This is a genomic window from Streptomyces sp. NPDC050856, assembly GCF_040653855.1.
Classification (GTDB): Bacteria; Actinomycetota; Actinomycetes; order Streptomycetales; family Streptomycetaceae; genus Streptomyces.
In genome coordinates this window covers 70,544-89,115 of record NZ_JBFAGV010000012.1, presented here as the reverse complement: position 1 = coordinate 89,115, position 18,572 = coordinate 70,544, and the positions used below count along the sequence as shown (strand labels likewise).

Annotated in this window: 13 protein-coding genes; 6 read left to right on the top strand and 7 right to left on the bottom strand. The window is 75.1% G+C overall.

What is annotated here, in order from left to right; all coding sequences use genetic code 11:
- Positions 1–4: 4 nt before the first annotated feature.
- Together AB0H53_RS13945 and AB0H53_RS13940 are read right to left on the bottom strand one after the other, a co-directional pair.
- Positions 5–679 (bottom strand): pyridoxal 5'-phosphate synthase, encoded by a 675-nt coding sequence (locus AB0H53_RS13945; RefSeq protein ID WP_362111346.1) that lies wholly within the window; start codon positions 677–679, stop codon positions 5–7.
- A gap of 151 nt (positions 680–830) precedes the next feature.
- Positions 831–1,478, bottom strand: coding sequence for a TetR family transcriptional regulator (locus AB0H53_RS13940; protein WP_362111343.1), 648 nt, complete (start codon positions 1,476–1,478; stop codon positions 831–833).
- Positions 1,479–1,854: 376 nt separating this feature from the next.
- On the opposite strand from AB0H53_RS13940, the gene AB0H53_RS13935 reads away from it, so the two are divergent.
- Together AB0H53_RS13935 and AB0H53_RS13930 are read left to right on the top strand one after the other, a co-directional pair.
- Positions 1,855–2,625 (top strand): VOC family protein, encoded by a 771-nt coding sequence (locus tag AB0H53_RS13935; RefSeq protein WP_362111340.1) that lies wholly within the window; start codon positions 1,855–1,857, stop codon positions 2,623–2,625.
- Positions 2,626–2,778: 153 nt separating this feature from the next.
- Positions 2,779–5,277 (top strand): PQQ-binding-like beta-propeller repeat protein, encoded by a 2,499-nt coding sequence (locus AB0H53_RS13930; protein ID WP_362111337.1) that lies wholly within the window; start codon positions 2,779–2,781, stop codon positions 5,275–5,277.
- On the opposite strand, the gene AB0H53_RS13925 is transcribed toward AB0H53_RS13930, so the two are convergent.
- Positions 5,274–6,002, bottom strand: a complete 729-nt coding sequence (locus tag AB0H53_RS13925) for a hypothetical protein (RefSeq protein ID WP_362111570.1) — start codon at positions 6,000–6,002, stop codon at positions 5,274–5,276. The genes AB0H53_RS13930 and AB0H53_RS13925 overlap by 4 nt on opposite strands.
- Positions 6,003–6,239: 237 nt before the next feature.
- Between AB0H53_RS13925 and AB0H53_RS13920 the strand changes: the two genes are divergently transcribed.
- Complete coding sequence (locus tag AB0H53_RS13920) at positions 6,240–6,842, top strand: hypothetical protein (protein WP_362111334.1); 603 nt, start codon at positions 6,240–6,242, stop codon at positions 6,840–6,842.
- A gap of 114 nt (positions 6,843–6,956) precedes the next feature.
- Here AB0H53_RS13920 and AB0H53_RS13915 read toward each other — a convergent pair whose 3' ends face one another.
- The 3 genes from AB0H53_RS13915 to AB0H53_RS13905 all read right to left on the bottom strand — a co-directional run bounded on the left by AB0H53_RS13915 (position 6,957) and on the right by AB0H53_RS13905 (position 11,290).
- A complete protein-coding gene (locus tag AB0H53_RS13915; protein WP_362111331.1) occupies positions 6,957–7,136 on the bottom strand; it encodes a sigma-like protein in 180 nt (59 codons plus the stop codon).
- 203 nt (positions 7,137–7,339) lie between these two features.
- A complete protein-coding gene (locus AB0H53_RS13910; RefSeq protein ID WP_362111328.1) occupies positions 7,340–10,285 on the bottom strand; it encodes a BTAD domain-containing putative transcriptional regulator in 2,946 nt (981 codons plus the stop codon).
- A gap of 153 nt (positions 10,286–10,438) precedes the next feature.
- Positions 10,439–11,290 (bottom strand): MBL fold metallo-hydrolase, encoded by an 852-nt coding sequence (locus AB0H53_RS13905; protein WP_362111325.1) that lies wholly within the window; start codon positions 11,288–11,290, stop codon positions 10,439–10,441.
- Positions 11,291–11,599: 309 nt separating this feature from the next.
- Between AB0H53_RS13905 and AB0H53_RS13900 the strand changes: the two genes are divergently transcribed.
- Positions 11,600–12,217, top strand: a complete 618-nt coding sequence (locus AB0H53_RS13900; protein ID WP_362111322.1) for a pentapeptide repeat-containing protein — start codon at positions 11,600–11,602, stop codon at positions 12,215–12,217.
- Between the two features lie 78 nt (positions 12,218–12,295).
- Here AB0H53_RS13900 and AB0H53_RS13895 read toward each other — a convergent pair whose 3' ends face one another.
- Positions 12,296–13,783 (bottom strand): hypothetical protein, encoded by a 1,488-nt coding sequence (locus AB0H53_RS13895; RefSeq protein ID WP_362111319.1) that lies wholly within the window; start codon positions 13,781–13,783, stop codon positions 12,296–12,298.
- Positions 13,784–13,803: 20 nt separating this feature from the next.
- On the opposite strand from AB0H53_RS13895, the gene AB0H53_RS13890 reads away from it, so the two are divergent.
- Positions 13,804–16,023, top strand: a complete 2,220-nt coding sequence (locus tag AB0H53_RS13890) for a hypothetical protein (RefSeq protein WP_362111317.1) — start codon at positions 13,804–13,806, stop codon at positions 16,021–16,023.
- Positions 16,020–18,566 carry a WD40 repeat domain-containing protein gene (locus AB0H53_RS13885; RefSeq protein ID WP_362111314.1) on the top strand — a complete coding sequence of 849 codons (2,547 nt, stop codon included), beginning with the start codon at positions 16,020–16,022 and terminating at the stop codon, positions 18,564–18,566. Before AB0H53_RS13890 ends, AB0H53_RS13885 begins: the two co-directional genes overlap by 4 nt.
- Positions 18,567–18,572: the final 6 nt, after the last annotated feature.

Here is an 18,572-nt window from a genome sequence, read left to right as displayed (position 1 = left end):
GGGCCTACGGCCACAACAGCTCCCGCTCCCACTCCCCGCCGCCGGTGCTCCCGCCGGTGCGGCGGTAGCGCAGGCGTACGTGCCGGCGCCGCTCGTCACCCTGGAAGAACTCGGCCTCGTACGGGTCGAGGACGTACAGCGTCCACGTCTCGGCGTGCGCGTCCGGCTCCGCGGTGGCCCGCTCCCAGGCCGCCTCGCTCGCCCGCGCCAGGGATTCCGGCGAGTCCAGGACCTCGCTCTGGCGCCCCACCAGCGCCGAGGCGAGGGCGCCGGCCGACCGGGCGTGCAGGTCGTCGTACGCCTCCTCGGGCGTACCGGTCACCACCCGCCCCCGCACGCGCACCTGGCGGCCCCGCGCCGGCCAGTAGAAGCCGAGCGCCGCGTCCGGCCGGGCGGCCAGTTGGCGGCCCTTGGCGCTGGTGGCGTGGGAGGCGAAGTGCCAGCCGCGCTCGTCGGCGTCGTGCAGCATCACCGTACGCACGTCGGGGCGGCCGTCGGCGTCGACGGTGGCCAGCGACATGGTGTGCGGCTCGCTCTGCCCGGCACCGGCGGCGTCGACGAACCAGCTCCAAAACAGCGGCAGGGGAGCGTCGGGCGCGGTGCGCGGGTCGAAACCGGGCAGGGCGGTGTCCCACACCCGCAGCGAGCGGAGGGTCTCACGGAAGCGGTCCTGAGTCATGGCCCCATCCTGCCCCCGCGGCCCGGTCCCCGGTTCCGGCCGCCGTGCGGGGCTTGGGCCGCCCGGGGGAACGGAAAACGCCGGCGGTGGCCGGAACTGACCACCGCCGGCGCGACAGGACGTACCGGGGGAGAGGAAGAGGGCGGGCCGGTTACCTGGACGGCCTCTTGCCCGTGATGCCGAGGTGGACCAACAGGGCCAGATTGGGGCGGAGTTCGGCCTGCTTGACGCCCCAGGCGGTGAAGCCCTTCTGGTGCGAGGCGACCGCCGACAGCATGGTGACGAGCGCGCCGGCGACGGCCGCCGGGCTGACGTCCTTGTCGACCTTGCCCTTGCCCTGGAGCTCCTTCACCGCGTCCGTGAGGGAGTTGGTGACCGAGTTGAGGACCTTCATGCGGATCTTGTAGAACCGTTTGTCGCCCTCGGCGGCGCCCAGGTCGACCACGCGCAGGATGGCGTCGTTCCTGCGCCAGAAGTCGAGGAATCCCTCGACCAGTTCCTCCGACGCCTGCCAGCCGGCCTTGCCGACCCAGCTACGGCCGGAGACCAGTTCGGTCAGCCCGGCGCCCTCCTTGGCCATTTCCTCCGCGATTTCGAGGACCGCGCCCTCGACGTCCGGAAAGTACTGGTAGAAAGTCGCGGGTGAAGTGCCCGCCTTCCGGGCCACGTCGATGACTTTGACGTCCCGGTACGGCGAGGAGCTGAGCATCTCGCTGAGGCAATCGAGCAGCTTCTGCCGCGTCGCCTGCCCGCGTCGGCCGGCCACACGGCCGTCGACGGTGCGTACTTGTCCTGTCATGTCGTCAGCTTACCGAGGGGTGATCGGGGCGCGATTCGGCCGACTGCAAATGGGGTGCGCCCCGCTCCAGGGCCGGTCGCGCGCCCGTCCCGGACCTGTTGCCGGACGGTTTCCGGGGTTCCTGCCGGGGTCGTGCCGGTGGGCGGTTTTCAGCCACGTCGGGAACCGGTCCGGGGCGGTGTGCCGCTGCGGCCCGTCGCGCCGGTCGGCTCATCCGGAAAACTTATCAACAGCCTGTGGACAAACTCGGTGGACAAGCCATCCGGGCGGTCAGGTCGTATGCGTGTTCGGTTTCTTTGGCTGCGGGTCGCGCGCCACCCCAGTAGCGTGACTGTGACGGGCACCACACACCCGTACCCAGGAAGGAACCAGGCCCATGGCCGCATTGACAGAGGGCACGCCGTGCTGGGTGGACGCGCTGCTCCCGGACGTCGAAGCGGGCAAGCGCTTCTACGGGGAGCTGTTCGGGTGGACGTTCGACGGCGGCGCCGAGTACACCCACGCGTACAGCGAAGGGCTCCGGGTCGCCGCGCTCGCGCCCAAACGGGACGGCCGCATGCCCACCGTGTGGGGCGTCTACTTCGCCACCCCCGGCATCGTCGCCCTCGGCGCGCGGATCAGGGACGCCGGCGGCCGGATGGTGACCGAGCCCCTGCCGCTGGACGGCTTCGCCGTCACGGCCCTCGCCGCCGACCCGGACGGGGCCGTCTTCGGGCTGTGGGAGGCCGGTGACCACACCGGGTTCGAGAAGCAGGGCGAGCCGGGGTCCTTCTGCTGGACCGAGGTCTACACCAGGAAGAAGGACGCCGTCGACGCCTTCTACGAGTCGGTGTTCGGCTTCCAGGTGCGGGACCTGGACGACGCCTCGATGGACTTCCGGGTGTGGTCCCCGGCCGGTACCCGGGCCGGTGACGAGACGGCGATCGGTGGCCGAGGTGTCATCACGAACACCTTCCCGGCCGAGATGCCCGCGCACTTCCTCAGCTACTTCGCGGTGGCGGACTGCGACGACACCGCCGCCCTGGCCACCCGCCTGGGCGGCAGGGTCACCGAGCCGCCGTTCGACACCCCGTACGGCAGGATCGCGGTGATCGCCGACAACCAGGGCGCGGTGTTCGCGGTCCTCGCGGAACCGATGGCGGCCTGACGGGCACGGCCGGCCGGGCCACCGCCGGAGGTGTCCGGATCAGGGTGAGACACCCCGATCCGCCCCCGGGTTCGCAACCACCGCCCAGGACAGGAAGAATCAGGGGGCACGGGGCCGTACCCTCATGGCCCCGACGGGGAGGTGGCAGGCAAGGTGGAGCAGCTGACGCAGCACGACCCGCGGCGGATCGGCCCGTTCGAGGTACTGGGCCGGCTCGGTGCCGGCGGCATGGGGCTGGTCTATCTCGCGCGGTCCGCGTCGGGCAGGCGCGTGGCGATCAAGACGGTGCGGACCGAACTCGCCGAGGACCAGCTGTTCCGCGTCCGCTTCACGCGTGAGGTGGAGGCCGCCCGGGCGGTGTCCGGCTTCTACACGGCGGCGGTGGTGGACGCCGACCCCAGGGCCGCGGTGCCGTGGCTGGCCACCGCGTACGTCCCGGCCCCCTCCCTCGAAGAGATAGTGAATGAGTGCGGGCCGCTGCCCGCCCCCGCGGTGCGCTGGCTCGCCGCCGGTATCGCCGAGGCCCTCCAGTCCATCCACGGAGCCGGCCTGGTCCACCGCGACCTCAAACCGTCCAACGTGCTGGTGGTGGAGGACGGGCCGCGCGTCATCGACTTCGGTATCGCCTCCGGCGTCTCCAACACCCGGCTGACCATGACCAACGTCGCCGTGGGCACCCCCGCCTACATGTCGCCCGAGCAGGCGCGCGACTCGCGCAGCGTGACCGGCGCCAGTGACGTCTTCTCGCTCGGCTCCACCCTGGTCTTCGCGGCGACCGGGCACCCGCCCTTCCACGGGGCGAACCCGGTGGAGACCGTCTTCATGCTGCTGCGCGAGGGCCCCGACGTGACAGGGCTGCCGGACGAGCTGCGACCGCTGATCGAGTCCTGCATGCAGATGGAGGCCGGCCTGCGGCCCTCACCCGCCGACCTCCAGGCCATGCTCGCCCCGCACCTGTTCGGCGCGGGCAGCGACGACAGCGGTACCGCCTCGGCGTGGCTGCCCGCGCGGGCCACGGCGATGATCGAGGAGCGCCGGGGCGGTCGCCCCGCCCCGCCGCCGCCCTCGGCCCCGCCCGTGCCCCCGGCGCCGCCCGCCCCGCCCCGCCCGGGCCCGTCGGCCGCGGGATCCGCCGGAGCGCACGCCGGCGCCCCGGCCGCCGGGCCCGGCCGGGACTGGGAGCCGGTCCGGCGCGGCGGCGACCCCCGTACCGGACAGGCCCACGGCCCCGCGCCGGCGGGGGACCCGGTACGGCTGCCCGGCGCCAAGGTGCCGATCGGCCCCGGCCCCCGGGTCGCGGACACCCGGGGCGTCTTCACGGCCGACGCCGGGCCCACGACCGGCTGGATCCGCCCGCCGGCCGGTGCCACCGGCCCGGCCCCCGCCGGCCTGGACGGCGGCGCGCCGCACGGCGCGGGCCCCGCCGCCCGCCCGGCGGCGCCGGTTCCGCCGCCGCCCACCGGACCGCCGCTGTCGGCGCCCCCGGCCCCGCCGGAGGGCGCGGCGGCGCCCGGACACTGGCGCCCTTGGCGGTTCCGGATGTCCAACGACGTGTGGGGCACCCCCGTGGTCGACGGCGACCTGCTGTACGTCACGTCCTTCGAGGTGCACGCCCTGGACGTGGCCAGTGGCCGGCGCCAGTTCAAGACCCGGGACGTGGCCTGGTCCATGGCGGTCGCGGGGGGACGTATCCACGCCTCGGACGGGCCGTCGCTGTACGCCCTCGACGCGGTGGACGGCAGCGAGCGGTGGCGGCTGCGGACCGACGCCTGGGTGTACTCCCTCCAGGTGGACCGCGGCACCGTGGTCACCGGTACGCGCGGCGGCGGCGTCCAGGGCTGGGAGGCCGCCAACGGCGCCAAGCTCTGGGAGATCACCGGCGCCCAGACCGACTTCGAGACCCCGGAGGCCGGACCGGCCGTCCACGGCGACACGGTGTACGTGTGGCAGGACGCCCGGCTGCGCGCGCTGGACGCCCGTACCGGCACCGAGCGCTGGTCGTACCCCATCGGCGACGCGGCTTCCTGCGGCGGGGTGCCGGTGCGGGTCACCCCGGCCGAGGACGGCCATGTGTACGTCGCCGCCGGCACCCGGGTGCTGTCGTTCGACATCCTGTCCGGCCGGGTGCGGTGGCACTTCGAGGCCCCGGCGGTCTTCCTCTCGCCGCCCGCCTTCGCGCCCGGGCCCGCGGTGACCGGCGGCGGGATCTACCTGGCGGACTACCTGGGCACGGTGTACGCGCTGGACGCGGCGACCGGCAAGGACCGCTGGCGGATCGCCACCGAGTCCCGCCAGTCCACCGATCCGGTGCTCGTCGCGGACGGCAACGTCCACGTCGGCAGCGGCAGCGCCGTGTACACGCTGGACGCCGTCACGGGCACCCCGAAGTGGCGGTTCGCGGCGGGCGGCGGGATCATCGGCTCCCCGGTGGTCGCGGACGGCCGCCTGCACTTCGGCTCGGCGGACCATGTGCTGTACACCCTGGACGCGAGCGGCGGCCAGCTCCGCTGGAAGCTGACGACGGGCGGTGAGATCACCGGTTCGCTGGTGGCGCGGGCCGGCGTGGTGTACGCGTGCAGCAAGGACCGCTGCGTGTACGCGCTGGACGCGGTGAAGGGCACGGCCACCGGAAGGAGCGCGCCGGCGCGCTAGGCGTCCGGGTGCCGGCGCGGGTCGTGCGCGTCCCGGGGCGGGTACGGGTCGTGCTGGTCCCGCGACGGGTAGGGGTCGTGCTGGTCCTGGGCGGGGTAGGGGTCCGCCCCGCCGCCGTGGCCGAAGCCACCGGCCCGCCGCCCGTCCGGGTCGTGCCCGTGGCCCGGTCCGGGCCCGTACCCGGCGTCGTAGCCGTCGTCACGCCCGTACGCCCGGTCCTCCGGTTCCCGGTCCACCCGGCGGCCGCGGCGGAACGGGCCGCGCCCGTGACCGTCGCCGCGCCCGCGATCACCGTTCACCCGTCCGTGGCGGCGCGTCCGGCCGCGCATCAGGAGGGCGGCCAGCACCAGGAGCAACCCGCCGGCTCCGGCCAGGGCCACTCCCCAGCCGAGCCCCGAACCGTCGGGGTCCACGGTGAGCCCGTCCGCCGCCTGCCCCTGCCGGATCATCCACAGGACGGTGAAGCCCAGGACGACGAGGGCGGCCAGCGCGACCAGCGGCCGGGAGAGCAGCAGCAGCCCGACCAGTGTCAGCAGCGCGGCGAACGCGAACGGCAGCAGGAGCGAGGTGGTCAGGTCGGCCCGCCAGGCGGTGATGCCGCCGAACAGGTCGGCGACGCGGTAGTCGCGGCCGTGACGGCCGTCGTACCAGGCACGGAAGGGACTGAGGACGGCGGCCGCCGCTCCCACGAGAGCGAGGACGGCTCCGATGACGTTGCGGATCATCATGGGCCTCCCTGGGGTGCGGCTCTCGATCACGACGCTACGCCCGGTGGGGACGGGCTGCCACAGGACGGACGCCGGGAACGCGGTGGTTGGGGACCCTGAACGGTGGCGCCGGCGGTGGCGCGGACCGGGCACGGGAGCCGCCCGAAGCGTTGCCGGAGGGCCTCGGGAGCGCTGCTAGGGTGACGTGCGCCCGTCAATTTTGGGCCCGCATCCACATGTCAACGGGGGTTGAACGTGAAGCTTCGCCATGTCCGCTCGGTTGCCGTCCTCGGCGTCGTAATGATCGCGCTCACCGGCGCCCGTGGCTCCGGGGGTGGCGGTTGTGGCGGCGGCAGCAGCCACAGCGGCAGCGGCGACAGCGGCGGCACGAGCGGCGGCAGCTCCAGCACCGGGGGGTACGACAGCTCCTCCGGCTCCGGCACCAGCGGCGGTTACGACGGCTCGACCTCCAGCGGCGGGACCAGCGGGTCGCACAGCGACAGCTCCGGCTCCGGCGGCTCGTCCGGCGTAACCGTCCCGGGCAGCTCCAGCTCCCACCGGGCCATGCGGGACGTCAAGATCGACGAGTGCCGGATGGACGCCTCGGGCAGGAACCTCACCGCGCGGATCACCGTCACCAACAGCGGCTCGCTGGACTACACGTACGACGTCACCCTCCAGTTCAAGGGCGCCACCGGCGACCCGAACGTCCACCGGGCGGTCGCCGAGGTGGACGACCTCCTCGTCCGCGGCTCGGGCTCGCGGACGGCCACGGCCAGCACCCCGTACACCGGCAGCGGCGACGGCTCCGAGTACACCAGGTGCGCCGTCATCAACGTCTTCCGCGACATGGCCTGAGGCAGACCGAAGCAGGGGCCCGGACCAGTACGGTCCGGGCCCCTGTCCCCCGTGTGCCGCGGCGCGGCGGCTCCCCCCGGCCACCGCCGCGACCGCACCCCCGTCGGTGCTGGTCTACTTGGGTGCCGGCGCCGGCGAGTGGCTGTCCAGCGGCTTCAGCTCCGGCTCCTTGAGGGCCGGCGGCACGGGCGAGTGGCTGTCCAGTGTGGTGATCTCCGGGTCCTTGAGGGCCGGCGGGACGGGCGAGTGGCTGTCCAACGTCACCAGGTCCTCGTTCTTCGTGATGTCGCTCATCGTCTTCTCCCCTGAGTGATGGCGTAGTGAGTGGTGAACGCCCGCTCGGCAACTCCCCCGAGGGCCGCCGAACGGGCGTTCCAGGGACGCTCACCTTAACGGTGAGGTCCGCGGCGACTCGTCTGCCCCCCGACGCGACGAACCGACGTAATGAAGGTCCCAGACCGTCATAAACGTTCGATGAACGCCCCCGAAACCGCTGGTCAGGCCGCCTGGAGCGGGGAGAGCAGGCGCCGTACCTCGACGGCCTCCTCGGCGCCGGACTGCTCGTACACGGCCAGCGCCTCCCGCCAGCAGGCCTGCGCGCGTCCCGCCTGGCCGAGACTGTGCAGCGCCCTGCCGAGCAGCGTCAACGCGTTGGCCTGCATCCAGTCACCGCCGATGCAGCCGGTCGCGAGCGCCTGCTCGGCGTGCTGCGCGGCGTTGGCCGGGCGCCGGGAGGCCAGGTGGACCTGCGCGATGCGGAAGTGCGTGGTGCCCTCCCACAGGCGCTGCCGGTTCTCCTGGAAGATGGACAGCGCCTGGGACAGCTCGCCCAGGGCGTCCACGAACCGACCCGCCTGGGTGAGCACGATACCCAGGGCGTAGCGCGCGTTGGCGAGTCGGAGGGTCAGGCCCAGTTCGTCGTAGACGGCGACGCCCTGCCGGGCCAGGTCCACGGCGTCGGCCGTCCGGCCCATGGAGGCCACCACCCGGGAGAGGTTGCACAGCGCGCTCGCCTCACCCGGCCGGTTGCCGTCCTCGCGGAAGGCCGTCACCGCCCGCAGCAGGTAGGTCTCGCCGTCGGCGTACCGGTTGGTGCAGTTGGCGATGATGCCCAGCTCGTTCGGGGCGTTGCTGAGCGTCCAGGGGTCGTTGGTGCGCTCCCCGAGCTCCGCCGCCCGCTCGGCCTCGACGGCCGCCTGGTCGAACAGTCCGGCGGTGCTGTGCACCTGGGCGAGCGTCACCCGCGCCCGGGCCTCGGCGTGGGTGTCGGCCGCCCGCGCCGCGGCGTCCCGCGCGGCGAGCGTGGCCGCCTTGTAGCGGCGCGAGCTGGAGCCGGACTCCGCCAGGTCCTTGGAGCTCAGGAGCAGGTCGACGGCGCGCCGCAGGGTGCCGGGGCCGAGCGACTGCTGCACGCAGGCCAGGATGCAGCCGGCCTCCGCGTGCAGCCAGTCCAGCGCCTCCTCGTCGTCGGTGAACACCTTGCCCGGGTAGCCGGTGGGCTCCAGGTGGTGGACGGTCCGGTCGCCCGGGCGCTCTATCGCGTACACCCGCGCCGCCGTCGCCAGGTAGAAGTCCAGCAGCCGGGACATGGCCGACTCCCGCTCCGCCGGCGGCTGTTCGTCGCGCTCGGCGCACGCACGCGCGTAGAGGCGGACCAGGTCGTGGAAGCGGTAGCGGCCGGGGGCCGCCGACTCCAGGAGGGAGGTGTCGACCAGGGACTCCAGCAGATCCTCCGCCTCGTGCGTCGGCAGGTCCAGCACGGCCGCGGCGGCGGCCAGCGAGATGTCCGGGCCGTCGGCCAGGCCCAGCAGGCGGAACGCCCGCGCCTGGGCCGGCTCCAACTGGCCGTAGCCCAGCTCGAAGGTGGCCTTCACCGCGAGGTCGCCCGCCTGGAGCTCGTCCAGCCGGCGCCGCTCGTCGGCGAGCTTGGCCGCCAGCACCGACACCGTCCAGGTGCGGCGGGAGGCCAGCCGGGAGGCGGCGATACGGATGGCCAGCGGCAGGAAGCCGCACGAGGCGACCACGTCGAGCGCCGCTTCCCGCTCGGCGGACACCCGCTCCGCCCCGACGATCTTGGTGAAGAGCTGGAGCGCCTCCTCGGGCGACATCACGTCCAGGTCCACCAGGTGCGCGCCCGCCAGGTCCACCATGCGGACCCGGCTGGTCACCAGGGCCGCGCAGCCCTCCGTGCCCGGCAGCAGCGGCCGGACCTGGGCGGCGTCCCGGGCGTTGTCCAGCAGGAGCAGCACCCGGCGCCCGGCCAGCGTGGAGCGGTACAGCGCGGCCCGCTCGTCGAGGGTGTCGGGGATGGCCGAGTCGGGCGTGCCCAGCGCCCGCAGGAACGCGCCGAGCACCGTCTCCGGCTCGGCGGCGCGGGCGCCCGCGCCCTGGAGGTCGACGTAGAGCTGCCCGTCCGGGAAGTACGGCCGGGCGGCGTGCGCGACATGGACGGCGAGCGTCGTCTTGCCCACCCCGCCGATGCCGGCGAGCGCCGAGACGGCCATGACCGACCCCTCGGCGCCGGCGAGCCGGTCGCTCAGCTCCCGTACGAAGGGGCCCCGGCCGGTGAAGTCCGGAACCGTCGCCGGCAGTTGCGCGGGCCGCGACACCGCGGGCGCCGGCGCCGCCTCCTCCACCGGGCGGGCCAGCTCGGCGTCGGCCCGCAGGATGCGCTCCTGGAGCCGGGACAGCTCCGGGCGCGGGTCCACGCCCAGCTCGTCGGCGAGCAGCCGGCGGGTGTCGGCGTACACCGCCAGCGCCTCGGCCTGCCGTCCGCTGCGGTACAGCGCCAGCATCAGCAGCTCCCGCAGCCGTTCCCGCAGCGGGTGGGCGGCGGTCAGGGCGGTCAGCTCGGAGACCGCCTCCGCGTGGCAGCCCACCTCCAGATCCAGGTCGAGCCGGGTCTCGACGAGCTGGAGCCGCCACTCCTCCAGGCGGACGCGCTGCGCCTCGGCGTACGGGCCGGGTACGGAGGCGAGCGCCTCGCCGTCCCACAGGCCCAGCGACCTGCCGAGCAGCGCGCGCGCCTGGGCCCGGTCGCCGGCGGCCCGCGCCTTCTCCGCCGCGGCGGCCAGCTCCTGGGCGACGCTGAGGTCCAGCGCCTCGGGGCGGCCACGGATCGCGTACCCGCCCGACTCGCTGACGAGCACGCCCGGCGGCAGCACCTTGCGCAGCCGGGAGGCGTACGTCCGTACCGCGGCGAGCGCCTGCGAGGGCGGCTCGTCGCCCCAGATGGCGTCGATCAGCTCGGCCGCCGTGGCCGTCCGCCCGTCCCGCAGCAGCAGCGCGGCCAGCAGCGCCCGCTGCTGCGGCGACCCCGACGGCAGCGGGTCGCCCCCGAGCCACGCGCGTACCGGGCCGAGCACACCGAAGCGCAGGCCGCCCTCGCGACCAGGCCGCGGAGCGCGCTGCTCCGGCACTCGTGGCCCGTCTACACGGTCCATAGCTCCCCCTGCCCGTACCGCTGGTTCCGCCCCCGACAGTCTGCCTTGTCAACAACGTACGCGTCAGCACTGGACGACGCCCTGCACAAGGTCGTGACAGGATCTGCGATCAGCACACCTGACGGGCAGTCAGCGACGCGCGGTGGGGAACCGTCACGTCACGGTGGGCCCCACGGTGGGCCGGCCGACGGGGCGGCCGACCGGTCGGGCGGGCTCGAAGCCGGCGAGCATCTCCTCCAGGCCGCGCTGGTCCGGGCCGACGAACGGGTCGGCCCCGGGCGCGGCGGCCAGCATGTCCAGGAACTCCGGCAGCCGGCCCGCCGACGGCGGCAGGTGGGTGCTGAGGATGAGCTCGGGCTCCATCGCCCGCAGCGGCCTGGCCGTGCTCAGGTACGCCACCGGGTCCACCAGGTGCACCCATGGGCTGTCCACGGTCGCCCACAGGAGCTGACCGGCCCGCAGCTCGTCCGACGGGACCTCCGCCACGTCACCGCAGGAGGCCAGGTCCTCGCTGGACAGCGGCGCCCCGAAGCAGTCGGAGCTGAAGCAGGTCCGTGAGCCGGTGTCGACGAACCCCACGGTGGCGGGGTTGTCGAAGAGCGGCGGCCGGAACCCGACCAGCGTCCGGTCGCCGACGTCCAGGCTCTGCCCGGGGTTGAGCAGGTACACCCGGTCCATCGGCAGCGGGCGCTCCGTCGACATGATCCCCGCGCCCAGGAAGGTGGTCACCACCCGCGCCTTGGGGGCGGCGGCCAGCAGCTCGAAGAGCGCCCCGGTGTGGTCCCGGTCCGGGTGCGTCAGCCAGATCCACCGCACGTCCGCGACATCGACGGCCGAACCGAGCGCGTCCATGAAACCCCGGTCGGGCAGGCTCAGCCCGGTGTCCACGACGACGGGCTCCGCGGCGTGCAGCACGAACGCGTTCACCGTCAGGAAACCCATCCCCGGCACGGGCAGGTGGTCGTTGAGGACGGTGACATCACGTCCGAGTCGATGGGTGATCATGCGGCGGCCTCCTCGCACGCGCGCGGTCGGGTCCCGGCGTCCGCTCCGCGCTCCCACCCTCATTCGAGTCTCCTCGCGGCCCGCGCCGGCAGCAAGGGCTACCGGCGCGTATCCGTCCCCCGAACGGCGCGGCCCTGGGTGCGCGCCGCGGGGCCTCCTCCAAGACTGGAGCCGCCCCTCCCGGACGAGAGTCGGCGCCCGCATCGAGATGTTCCCGGTGATGACCGCGGAGGACGTGAGGACCGGACTCCAGCGGTACGCCACGGCCTGAGGCCGCCGCTGTCGGTGGCGGCCTGTTCAATCGGCCGCATGGAGAACACACCGGAACACGCCCCCACGCCCGGCCGGGAGCCCGTCGTACGGGGCGAGGACTGGTACGGCCGGAAGCTCGGCGCCGGGCGGACCCACCAGCGCCTCACCTTCTACGACACCGACTGGACCGAGGTGCTCAACGAGGGCGCCCGCTTCGACGAGTGCGTCTTCGCCGGCGTCCGGTTCAACGCGTCCCGGCACACGGACGCCGCCTTCACCAACTGCGTCTTCCGCGCGTGCGGCTTCTTCGACGCGCGCTTCGAGCGGTGCAAGGTCGTCGGCAGCCGGTTCCAGGGGTCGACGTTCGGGCTGCTGCGGGTGACCGGCGGGGACTGGTCCTTCACCGGCCTGCCCGGCGCCGACCTGCGCAAGGCGGTCTTCGACGGCGTGCGGATGCGGGAGGCCGACCTCACCGGCGCCCGCCTGGAGGGCGCGACCCTGAGCGGCTGCGACCTGGCGGGCGCGGCGCTCCACAGCGCCCGGCTGACCGGTGCCGACCTGCGGGGCAGCGACCTGTCGTCACTGGACCCCCGGACGGTCGACGCGGCCGGCGCGAGGATCGACCTGGAGCAGGCGGCGGTCCTGGCGACGGCGCTCGGCTACCGGGTGGCATGACCGGGCGCGCCGCGGGTCCGGCGCGCGGGGCCGGGCGGGCCGCGGGGCCGGGCGGCGGGCGGGGCCCGCCCCCGGCGCCTAGGCGCTCTCCTCCAGGCGCTGCCCCGGCTCGGTGGCCAGCACGAGCTGGGTGACCGTGAAGCCGTCCAGGGTGCGCACGCCCACCCGGTACAGACCCGGCCTGTCCAGGGTGACCCGGGCGCCGATGCCGCCGTCCAGCCAGCCCAGCAGCGGCGCCGGCACCTCGCGGGAGTCCTCCACATCGGTGATCCGGCAGGTCAGGCCGGCCAGCGAGTCCACCTGGTGCAGCGACAGGGTCCAGGGCCGGCCGGCCTCCACCAGGTCGGGGGTGGACAGCCCACAGCCGGGGTCGCCCTGCGGCGGCCCGAGGTGGACGTCCTCCCGCAGGATCTCGGCGACCGCCTCCAGCGCCGAGCGGTCCTTGGCCACGGCCCCGTGCTGGAGCGGCAGCGTGGTCACCGCCGGGCCGAGCGCGGCCGACTCCTTGTAGACGGTCCCGTCGCCATGGACCTGGAAGTACCGCACCCGGCCCCGGCGGTCGCTGACGAAGGTGCCGTCGGTGTTCTGCCGGGCCCCGTCCAGGTGCGCCTCGACCCGCCCGTCGCGCAGGGTCAGGCTCTGCCAGGTGGGCTGGTTGGTGCCGACGACGGCCCGGTGGTCGGGCAGCTTCACCTGGCGCTGGGCCAGGTGGAAGGCCGCCGACTCCCGTGCCAGGTCCGCGTCCCCGCCGAGCGCGGCCACGTCCCCGGGCGTGAGGTGGCGGACGGACCCGCCGTCGCGGACGCTGCGGTACTGGGGCAGCAGGTCGTGCAGTCCGGGCATGGTCGCGCAGATCGCGCGCAGCTTGCGGTGGGGCAGCGGCACGGGCGCCCCCCGGCCCGTGTTGAGGATGACGGCGGCCTTGACCGCGCCGTGGAAGGGCGTGCCCAGGGTGATGACACCCCGGGTGTCCGTGGCCAGCTCGCTGTCGTAGCCGCCGTCCAGGGCGGCGCGGGCGACCAGTCCGCCCATGGAGTGGGCCACGAACACCAGCCGCGCGGGCCGCTGGTCGACCCGGTGCTCCCGGGCCAGGTGCTGGGCGGGGTGCCGCCGCCAGGTGGTCAGGTGCCGGCGGGCCCGGTCGGCCAGGAGCCGGGCGTTGGTGGCGACGGGGAGCCGCCAGTCGTAGGCGAAGGGCAGGATCGCGGCGTCGTCGGCCACACAGCTCCGCACGAGCGCCAGCAGATCGGTGTACGGCTCCACACCGCGCAGGTAGGGCGTCCAGGCGGAGTGCGAGAGCAGCCCGGTGGCCACGATCCGGCCGGTCCTGCCCTCCAGTTCGTCCTCGGTCAGGCGTAACGCGTCGAGCCCGCCGGGACGGGTCCAGGCGTTGACGTACCACGACGCCCGGTGCAGGCCCCACAGGTGCCTGCCGGTGGTCGTGTCCTTCAACTCGCTGCCCATGATGCCCGGGACGACCACGACGGCGTCCTGGGTGACATGGGCGGGCAGCGGTCCGGGCGGGGCGGGCTGCGGGGTTCGCGAACGTCGTGGCTGCGGGTCCATGGCTGTGAACAATAGGGAAGATGAACGGGGATTGGGCACACATCGAGGTGGACGACCGTCATCCGGACACCACCGCCGAACCACCACCCGCCGCCGGCCCGTGGTCCGGGGCGGCGGACCCCCAGCCGGGCCTGCTGGTCACCCTGGCCGTCGAGGACGGCACCACCCCGTTCAGCGAGGCCATCGACGAGCAACTGGAGGCCGTCACCGCCTGGTGGCACGCCAAGGCGCCGCACGGGCCCGGCTTCGTCCAGGTGCACACCCGCGCCCCGCGCAACCGGCACGACGTGGAACGCTTCCTCGACCAGGCGCAGTTGCGGGACGTCGAACCCGACGTCCCGCTGGTGCTCTTCCTCACCGGCCACGGCCTGGCCGGCGCCCGGCACTACCTCCTGCTGCCGGACACCGAGCGGGACAGGTTGCTGGCCACCGCGCTGCCCACCAGCGAGATCGTCACGGCGGCACTCGACTCCTGCGCCCAGGACGTCCTGGTCGTCGTCAACATGTGCGAGGCCGCCAGCGTGGGCCGGGAGCTGTGGGACCTGCAACGCGACCTGGCCCACAGCCGGCTGACCGCCGCCACGCTGAACGTGCTGGCCACCACCGGCGACCGTACCGCCGTACTGGGGCGGGAGTTCGCGCTGATCCTCCAGGAGGCGCACGCCTGGCTGCGGTCGGCCGGCGGCATCACCCGGCCGTACCTGACGATGGCGGAGTTCGTCGAAGCGCTCGACCACGCGACCAGAACGCTCAACGAGCGCCACCGACGGCGGCTGGAGGGCCCCCGGCCGGTGCTGACCGGGAAGCTGCACGAGCCGACCACCACCCTGCCCAATCCGGGCTACCGGCCCCGGCCGCCGGTCGTCGCCCGCAGCCGCCAGGAGGTCGCCGCCACCTACGAGGAGCTGGAGTACTGGCTCGACAAGGCGAGCGGGCGGACCGGCCCCGACGACCCCGGCTGGTACTTCTCCGGCCGGCAGGCCCTGAACCAGGAGGTGACCGGATTCCTGCACGGGCCGTGCGGCGCGCTGATCGTCACCGGTGGCGCGGCGAGCGGGAAGTCCGCCGTGCTCGGGCGGGCGGTCACCCTGAGCGACCCGGCCTTCCGGACGTCGGAGCGCTACGCCGCGGCGGTGCGGCACTCCCCGCCGGCCACCGTCCCCGCCGAGGGCGCGGTGACCGTGGCGGTCACCGCGCGCAACCGTGACTCGCTCGACCTGCTGCGGGCCCTGGGTGGCGGCCTGGGCGCGGCACCCGACCCGTCCGCCGAGGACGACGTGCGCGGCCGGCAGGCGGCCCTGCGGGCCTTCTTCGAGGTCCCGGGCCCCATGGTCACGGTCGTGGTCGACGCGCTGGACGAGGCCACGGACCCGGCCCGCTGTGTGACGGACGTCCTCGCGCCGCTGGCGGTCCACACCAGCCACCCGGAGGCGGAGCTGCGCGGACGCGGACTGCGGCTCCTGCTGGGTGTCCGCAGTGCCACGCCCTCGTCCACGACCGACCCGGCGCCCCCGACGGACGCGACGGACGGGACGGACGCGGGGGCGACGGCGGCCACGGCCACTGCGGCCAGGGCGGCCAGGGCGGCCAGTGGGGCCGGGGTGGGCACGGTGTCCGCCGGCGTGGCGCACCGGGACCTGCCGGCCCTCCTCCGTGCCGCGTTCCCCGGCGCCCGCGAGGTCCGCACGGACGGCCCGGGCGTGCGGGAGGACATCGCCGGGTACGTGCGCGCGCTGCTGGAGGGCGCGGACGGGTGGAGCGAGCAGGAGGTGTCGCGGGTCGCCACCGACGTCGCGGCCCGGGTCGACCGGTCCTTCCTCGACGCGCGGCTCGCCGCCGAGCAGTTGCGGGCCGGCGGACCCGGCCTGCCGGCCGACCCGGCGTGGAGCGCCCAGCTCGACCGGGGAACGGTGGGGCTGCTCCAGACGGACCTGGAACGCGGCGCGCGCACGGGTCTGCCCGCCGACGAGGCGCTGGCGCTGCTGCGCGCGACGGCGTTCGCGCTGGGGCGCGGAATGCCCTGGGGGGAGGTCTGGCCGGCGGTGGCCGCCGCGGTGCACCGGTCGCCGATCGACCGCGCCGACGAGAAGATCGAACTGCTGCTGACCGGACCGCTGTCGGGGTACCTCACCCACGACAGCGAGGACGACCGGGTCGTCTACCGGCCCGCTCATGACCGACTGGGAAGAGTTCTGCGGTGCTGGCCAGGGGCCGGCGTCTCGCGCGGGGGGACCACATGACCGGCACGGAAACGCCCGGCACGCCCGGGGGATCCGGCACGCCCGGCCCGTCCACGGGAGCGGAGCCGTACCGGGACCCGTACGGGGAGCCGTACGGGGAGTGCGACGGCTCCCGTGAGGAGGAGCGGGCCGTGCACGCGGCCGTCACCGCCGCGCTGGCGGGGCTGGCCGGGGCGACCCCGGACACTCCGCCGCCCCCCTACGTACGGCGGCACCTCGCCCAGCACGCCCGGCTCGGCGGGGTACTGGACGACGACCACGTGCCGCGCGGTCTGCTGCCCTGGGACACCAGCGGCGGCGTCCGGGGCCTGCTGGCCGCCCAGGACGGTCACGGGCCGCGCGCGTGGCTGGACGCCTGGGCGGTGATAGAGCCGTACGTGCGCGGGGCCGACGCCCGGTCCCGGCTGTCCAGCCTGCACCTGACCCACGCGGCCCTGACGTACCCCCGGGTGCCCGCGGCGCGCGTCCCGGCGGACGCGACACCGCCCGGGTCCCGGCTGACCGTCCTGTGGTCGTGGTGGCGGCCACCGGCCAACGTGCTGGCCACCGTCGCGCACCGGGTCACCTCCCTGGCGGCCGTCCGCACCGGGCCCGGCGGCACGCTGCTGGCCACCGGTGACGAGGAGGGCGGCATCGAGCTGATCGACGTCTCCACCGGAACCCCGGTGGGCGACCGCATCGCCGCCCACGAGGGCACGGTCCGCTGCCTGACCGGGGTGCACCGCCCGGCGGGCGGCAGCCGGCTCGTCTCCGGCAGCACCGACGGGACGGTACGGATCTGGGACACCGCCACGGGGAGCTGTGTCGACCGGATCGCCCGGCCGGGCACCGTCTGGACCGACGACGTGACCGGCCACCTGGCCGACGACGGCTCCCTGACGGTGGTGAGCGTCAACGGCGAGGGGGCGCTGACCCATTGGACCGACTCCGGCGGCGCCCGGGCGCTGCCCGCCCTGGAGCCGGTCAGCAAGGCGGCGGTCACCACCGTCACGGGCCGGGACGGCGAGCACCTGCTGGTGACCGCCGCCACCACGCTGAGCGTGCGGGACCCGGAAACCGGCGCGGTCCACCGGAGCTGGCCGCTGACCACGACGGTGCGGGCGCTGACGGCCCTGGCCCCGGCCGGGACGTTCGCCTCGGGCCACGACGACGGCACGGTCACCGTCTGGGACACCACCGGAGGACCGCGGGCCGCCCACCGGCTCCCGGAGCCCGTGACGTGCCTGGCGGCGCTCACGATCGCCGGCCGCCCGGCACTCGCGGCGGCCGCCGGCCGGGCGATCGCGCTGTGGGACGTCGAGGACCGGGAGGCGCCCGCCCGGTGGCTCACCGGCCACACCGGCACCGTCACCGCCCTCACGAGCGTGCCGGCCGGTGGCCGGGACGCCCTGGTGTCGGCCGGAGCCGACAACACCGTACGCCTCTGGGACCACCGGGCCCTGACGGCGGCTCTGCCCGGGCCCGGCCACCCGCCCGCGCCCCGCCCCACCCCTCCGCCGACGGCCCCCGCCCCCGCGACGGACACCGGCACCGGGGCGGACCCGCACCCCGAGGCGGACCCCGCCGCCGCTCGGGCGCGCCCTCGCGCCGGGGCGGGGCCCGGGGCGGTGGCGGCCGTCACCGCCGCCGCCCTCGCCACCGGTGACGGCGGGCCGCCGCTGCTCGCCGTGGGCACCGCGGACACCGGCCTGGAACTGCGCGACATCGACGGCGGCGGCCACGCCGGCTCGCTGCCCACCGACGGCCATGCCGTGACCGCGCTGGCGTGGGCCACCCGGGGCCGGGGGCGCCTCCTGCTGTGGGCCGGGCCCGACCACACCATCCGCTGCTGGGACGCCACCACCGGCACGCACCTGCCCGCCGTCCTCGAAGGCCACCACCTGCCCGTGCGCGCCCTCGCCGCCTGCACCACCCACCAGGGCCGTTCCGTCGCCCTGAGCGGCGGGGACGACTACCGGGTCAGGCTCTGGGACCTGGACGAACCGGCGCTGCTGCGCGACTGGCGGGGTCACGACCTGCGCATCCGCGCCGTGGCGGCCGCGGCGGGCCACCGGCGGGACTGGCTGGCGTCCGCCGGTTCGGACGGTACGGTCCGCCTCTGGGACATCGAGGGCGGCCCGGCCGGCCGGCCGATCCGCTGCCGCCAGGGGCTGGTCAACGCCATCGCCGTCAACGCCCGCCCCGCCGACGGGCTGCCCCCGCACCTGGCCAGCGCGGGTGACGACGGGACGGTACGACTCTGGGACCTGCTGACCGGCCGGCCCCTGGGAGCGCCCCTCACGGGTCACACGGCGTCCGTCGACGCCGTCGCGGCCTGGTCCACCGAGGGGCTCGGCTCCTTCGTCGCCAGCGCCTCGCGCGACGGCACCGTCCGCGTCTGGGAGGCGGTGAGCGGGCGTTGCGCCCTGCAACTGGCCACCGCCGCGCCCGTGCACACCCTGTCGGCCCACCCGGCCGCGTCCGGGGGCGGTCCCGCCGTGGTGCTCACCATGGCCGGGGACGCGGGAGTCGTCGTCACGGAGCTGGATCTGACCGACATGTGACCGTGT

Excerpts from the sequence above, each read along its gene's own strand:
- AB0H53_RS13885 (WP_362111314.1), top strand. The coding sequence starts at position 16,020 with ATGACCGGCACGGAAACGCCCGGCACGCCCGGGGGATCCGGCACGCCC.
- AB0H53_RS13935 (WP_362111340.1), top strand. The coding sequence starts at position 1,855 with ATGGCCGCATTGACAGAGGGCACGCCGTGCTGGGTGGACGCGCTGCTC.
- AB0H53_RS13905 (WP_362111325.1), bottom strand. The coding sequence starts at position 11,290 with ATGATCACCCATCGACTCGGACGTGATGTCACCGTCCTCAACGACCAC.
- AB0H53_RS13900 (WP_362111322.1), top strand. The coding sequence starts at position 11,600 with ATGGAGAACACACCGGAACACGCCCCCACGCCCGGCCGGGAGCCCGTC.
- AB0H53_RS13945 (WP_362111346.1), bottom strand. The coding sequence starts at position 679 with ATGACTCAGGACCGCTTCCGTGAGACCCTCCGCTCGCTGCGGGTGTGG.
- AB0H53_RS13915 (WP_362111331.1), bottom strand. The coding sequence starts at position 7,136 with ATGAGCGACATCACGAAGAACGAGGACCTGGTGACGTTGGACAGCCAC.
- AB0H53_RS13890 (WP_362111317.1), top strand. The coding sequence starts at position 13,804 with ATGAACGGGGATTGGGCACACATCGAGGTGGACGACCGTCATCCGGAC.
- AB0H53_RS13940 (WP_362111343.1), bottom strand. The coding sequence starts at position 1,478 with ATGACAGGACAAGTACGCACCGTCGACGGCCGTGTGGCCGGCCGACGC.
- AB0H53_RS13895 (WP_362111319.1), bottom strand. The coding sequence starts at position 13,783 with ATGGACCCGCAGCCACGACGTTCGCGAACCCCGCAGCCCGCCCCGCCC.
- AB0H53_RS13925 (WP_362111570.1), bottom strand. The coding sequence starts at position 6,002 with ATGATCCGCAACGTCATCGGAGCCGTCCTCGCTCTCGTGGGAGCGGCG.
- AB0H53_RS13910 (WP_362111328.1), bottom strand. The coding sequence starts at position 10,285 with ATGGACCGTGTAGACGGGCCACGAGTGCCGGAGCAGCGCGCTCCGCGG.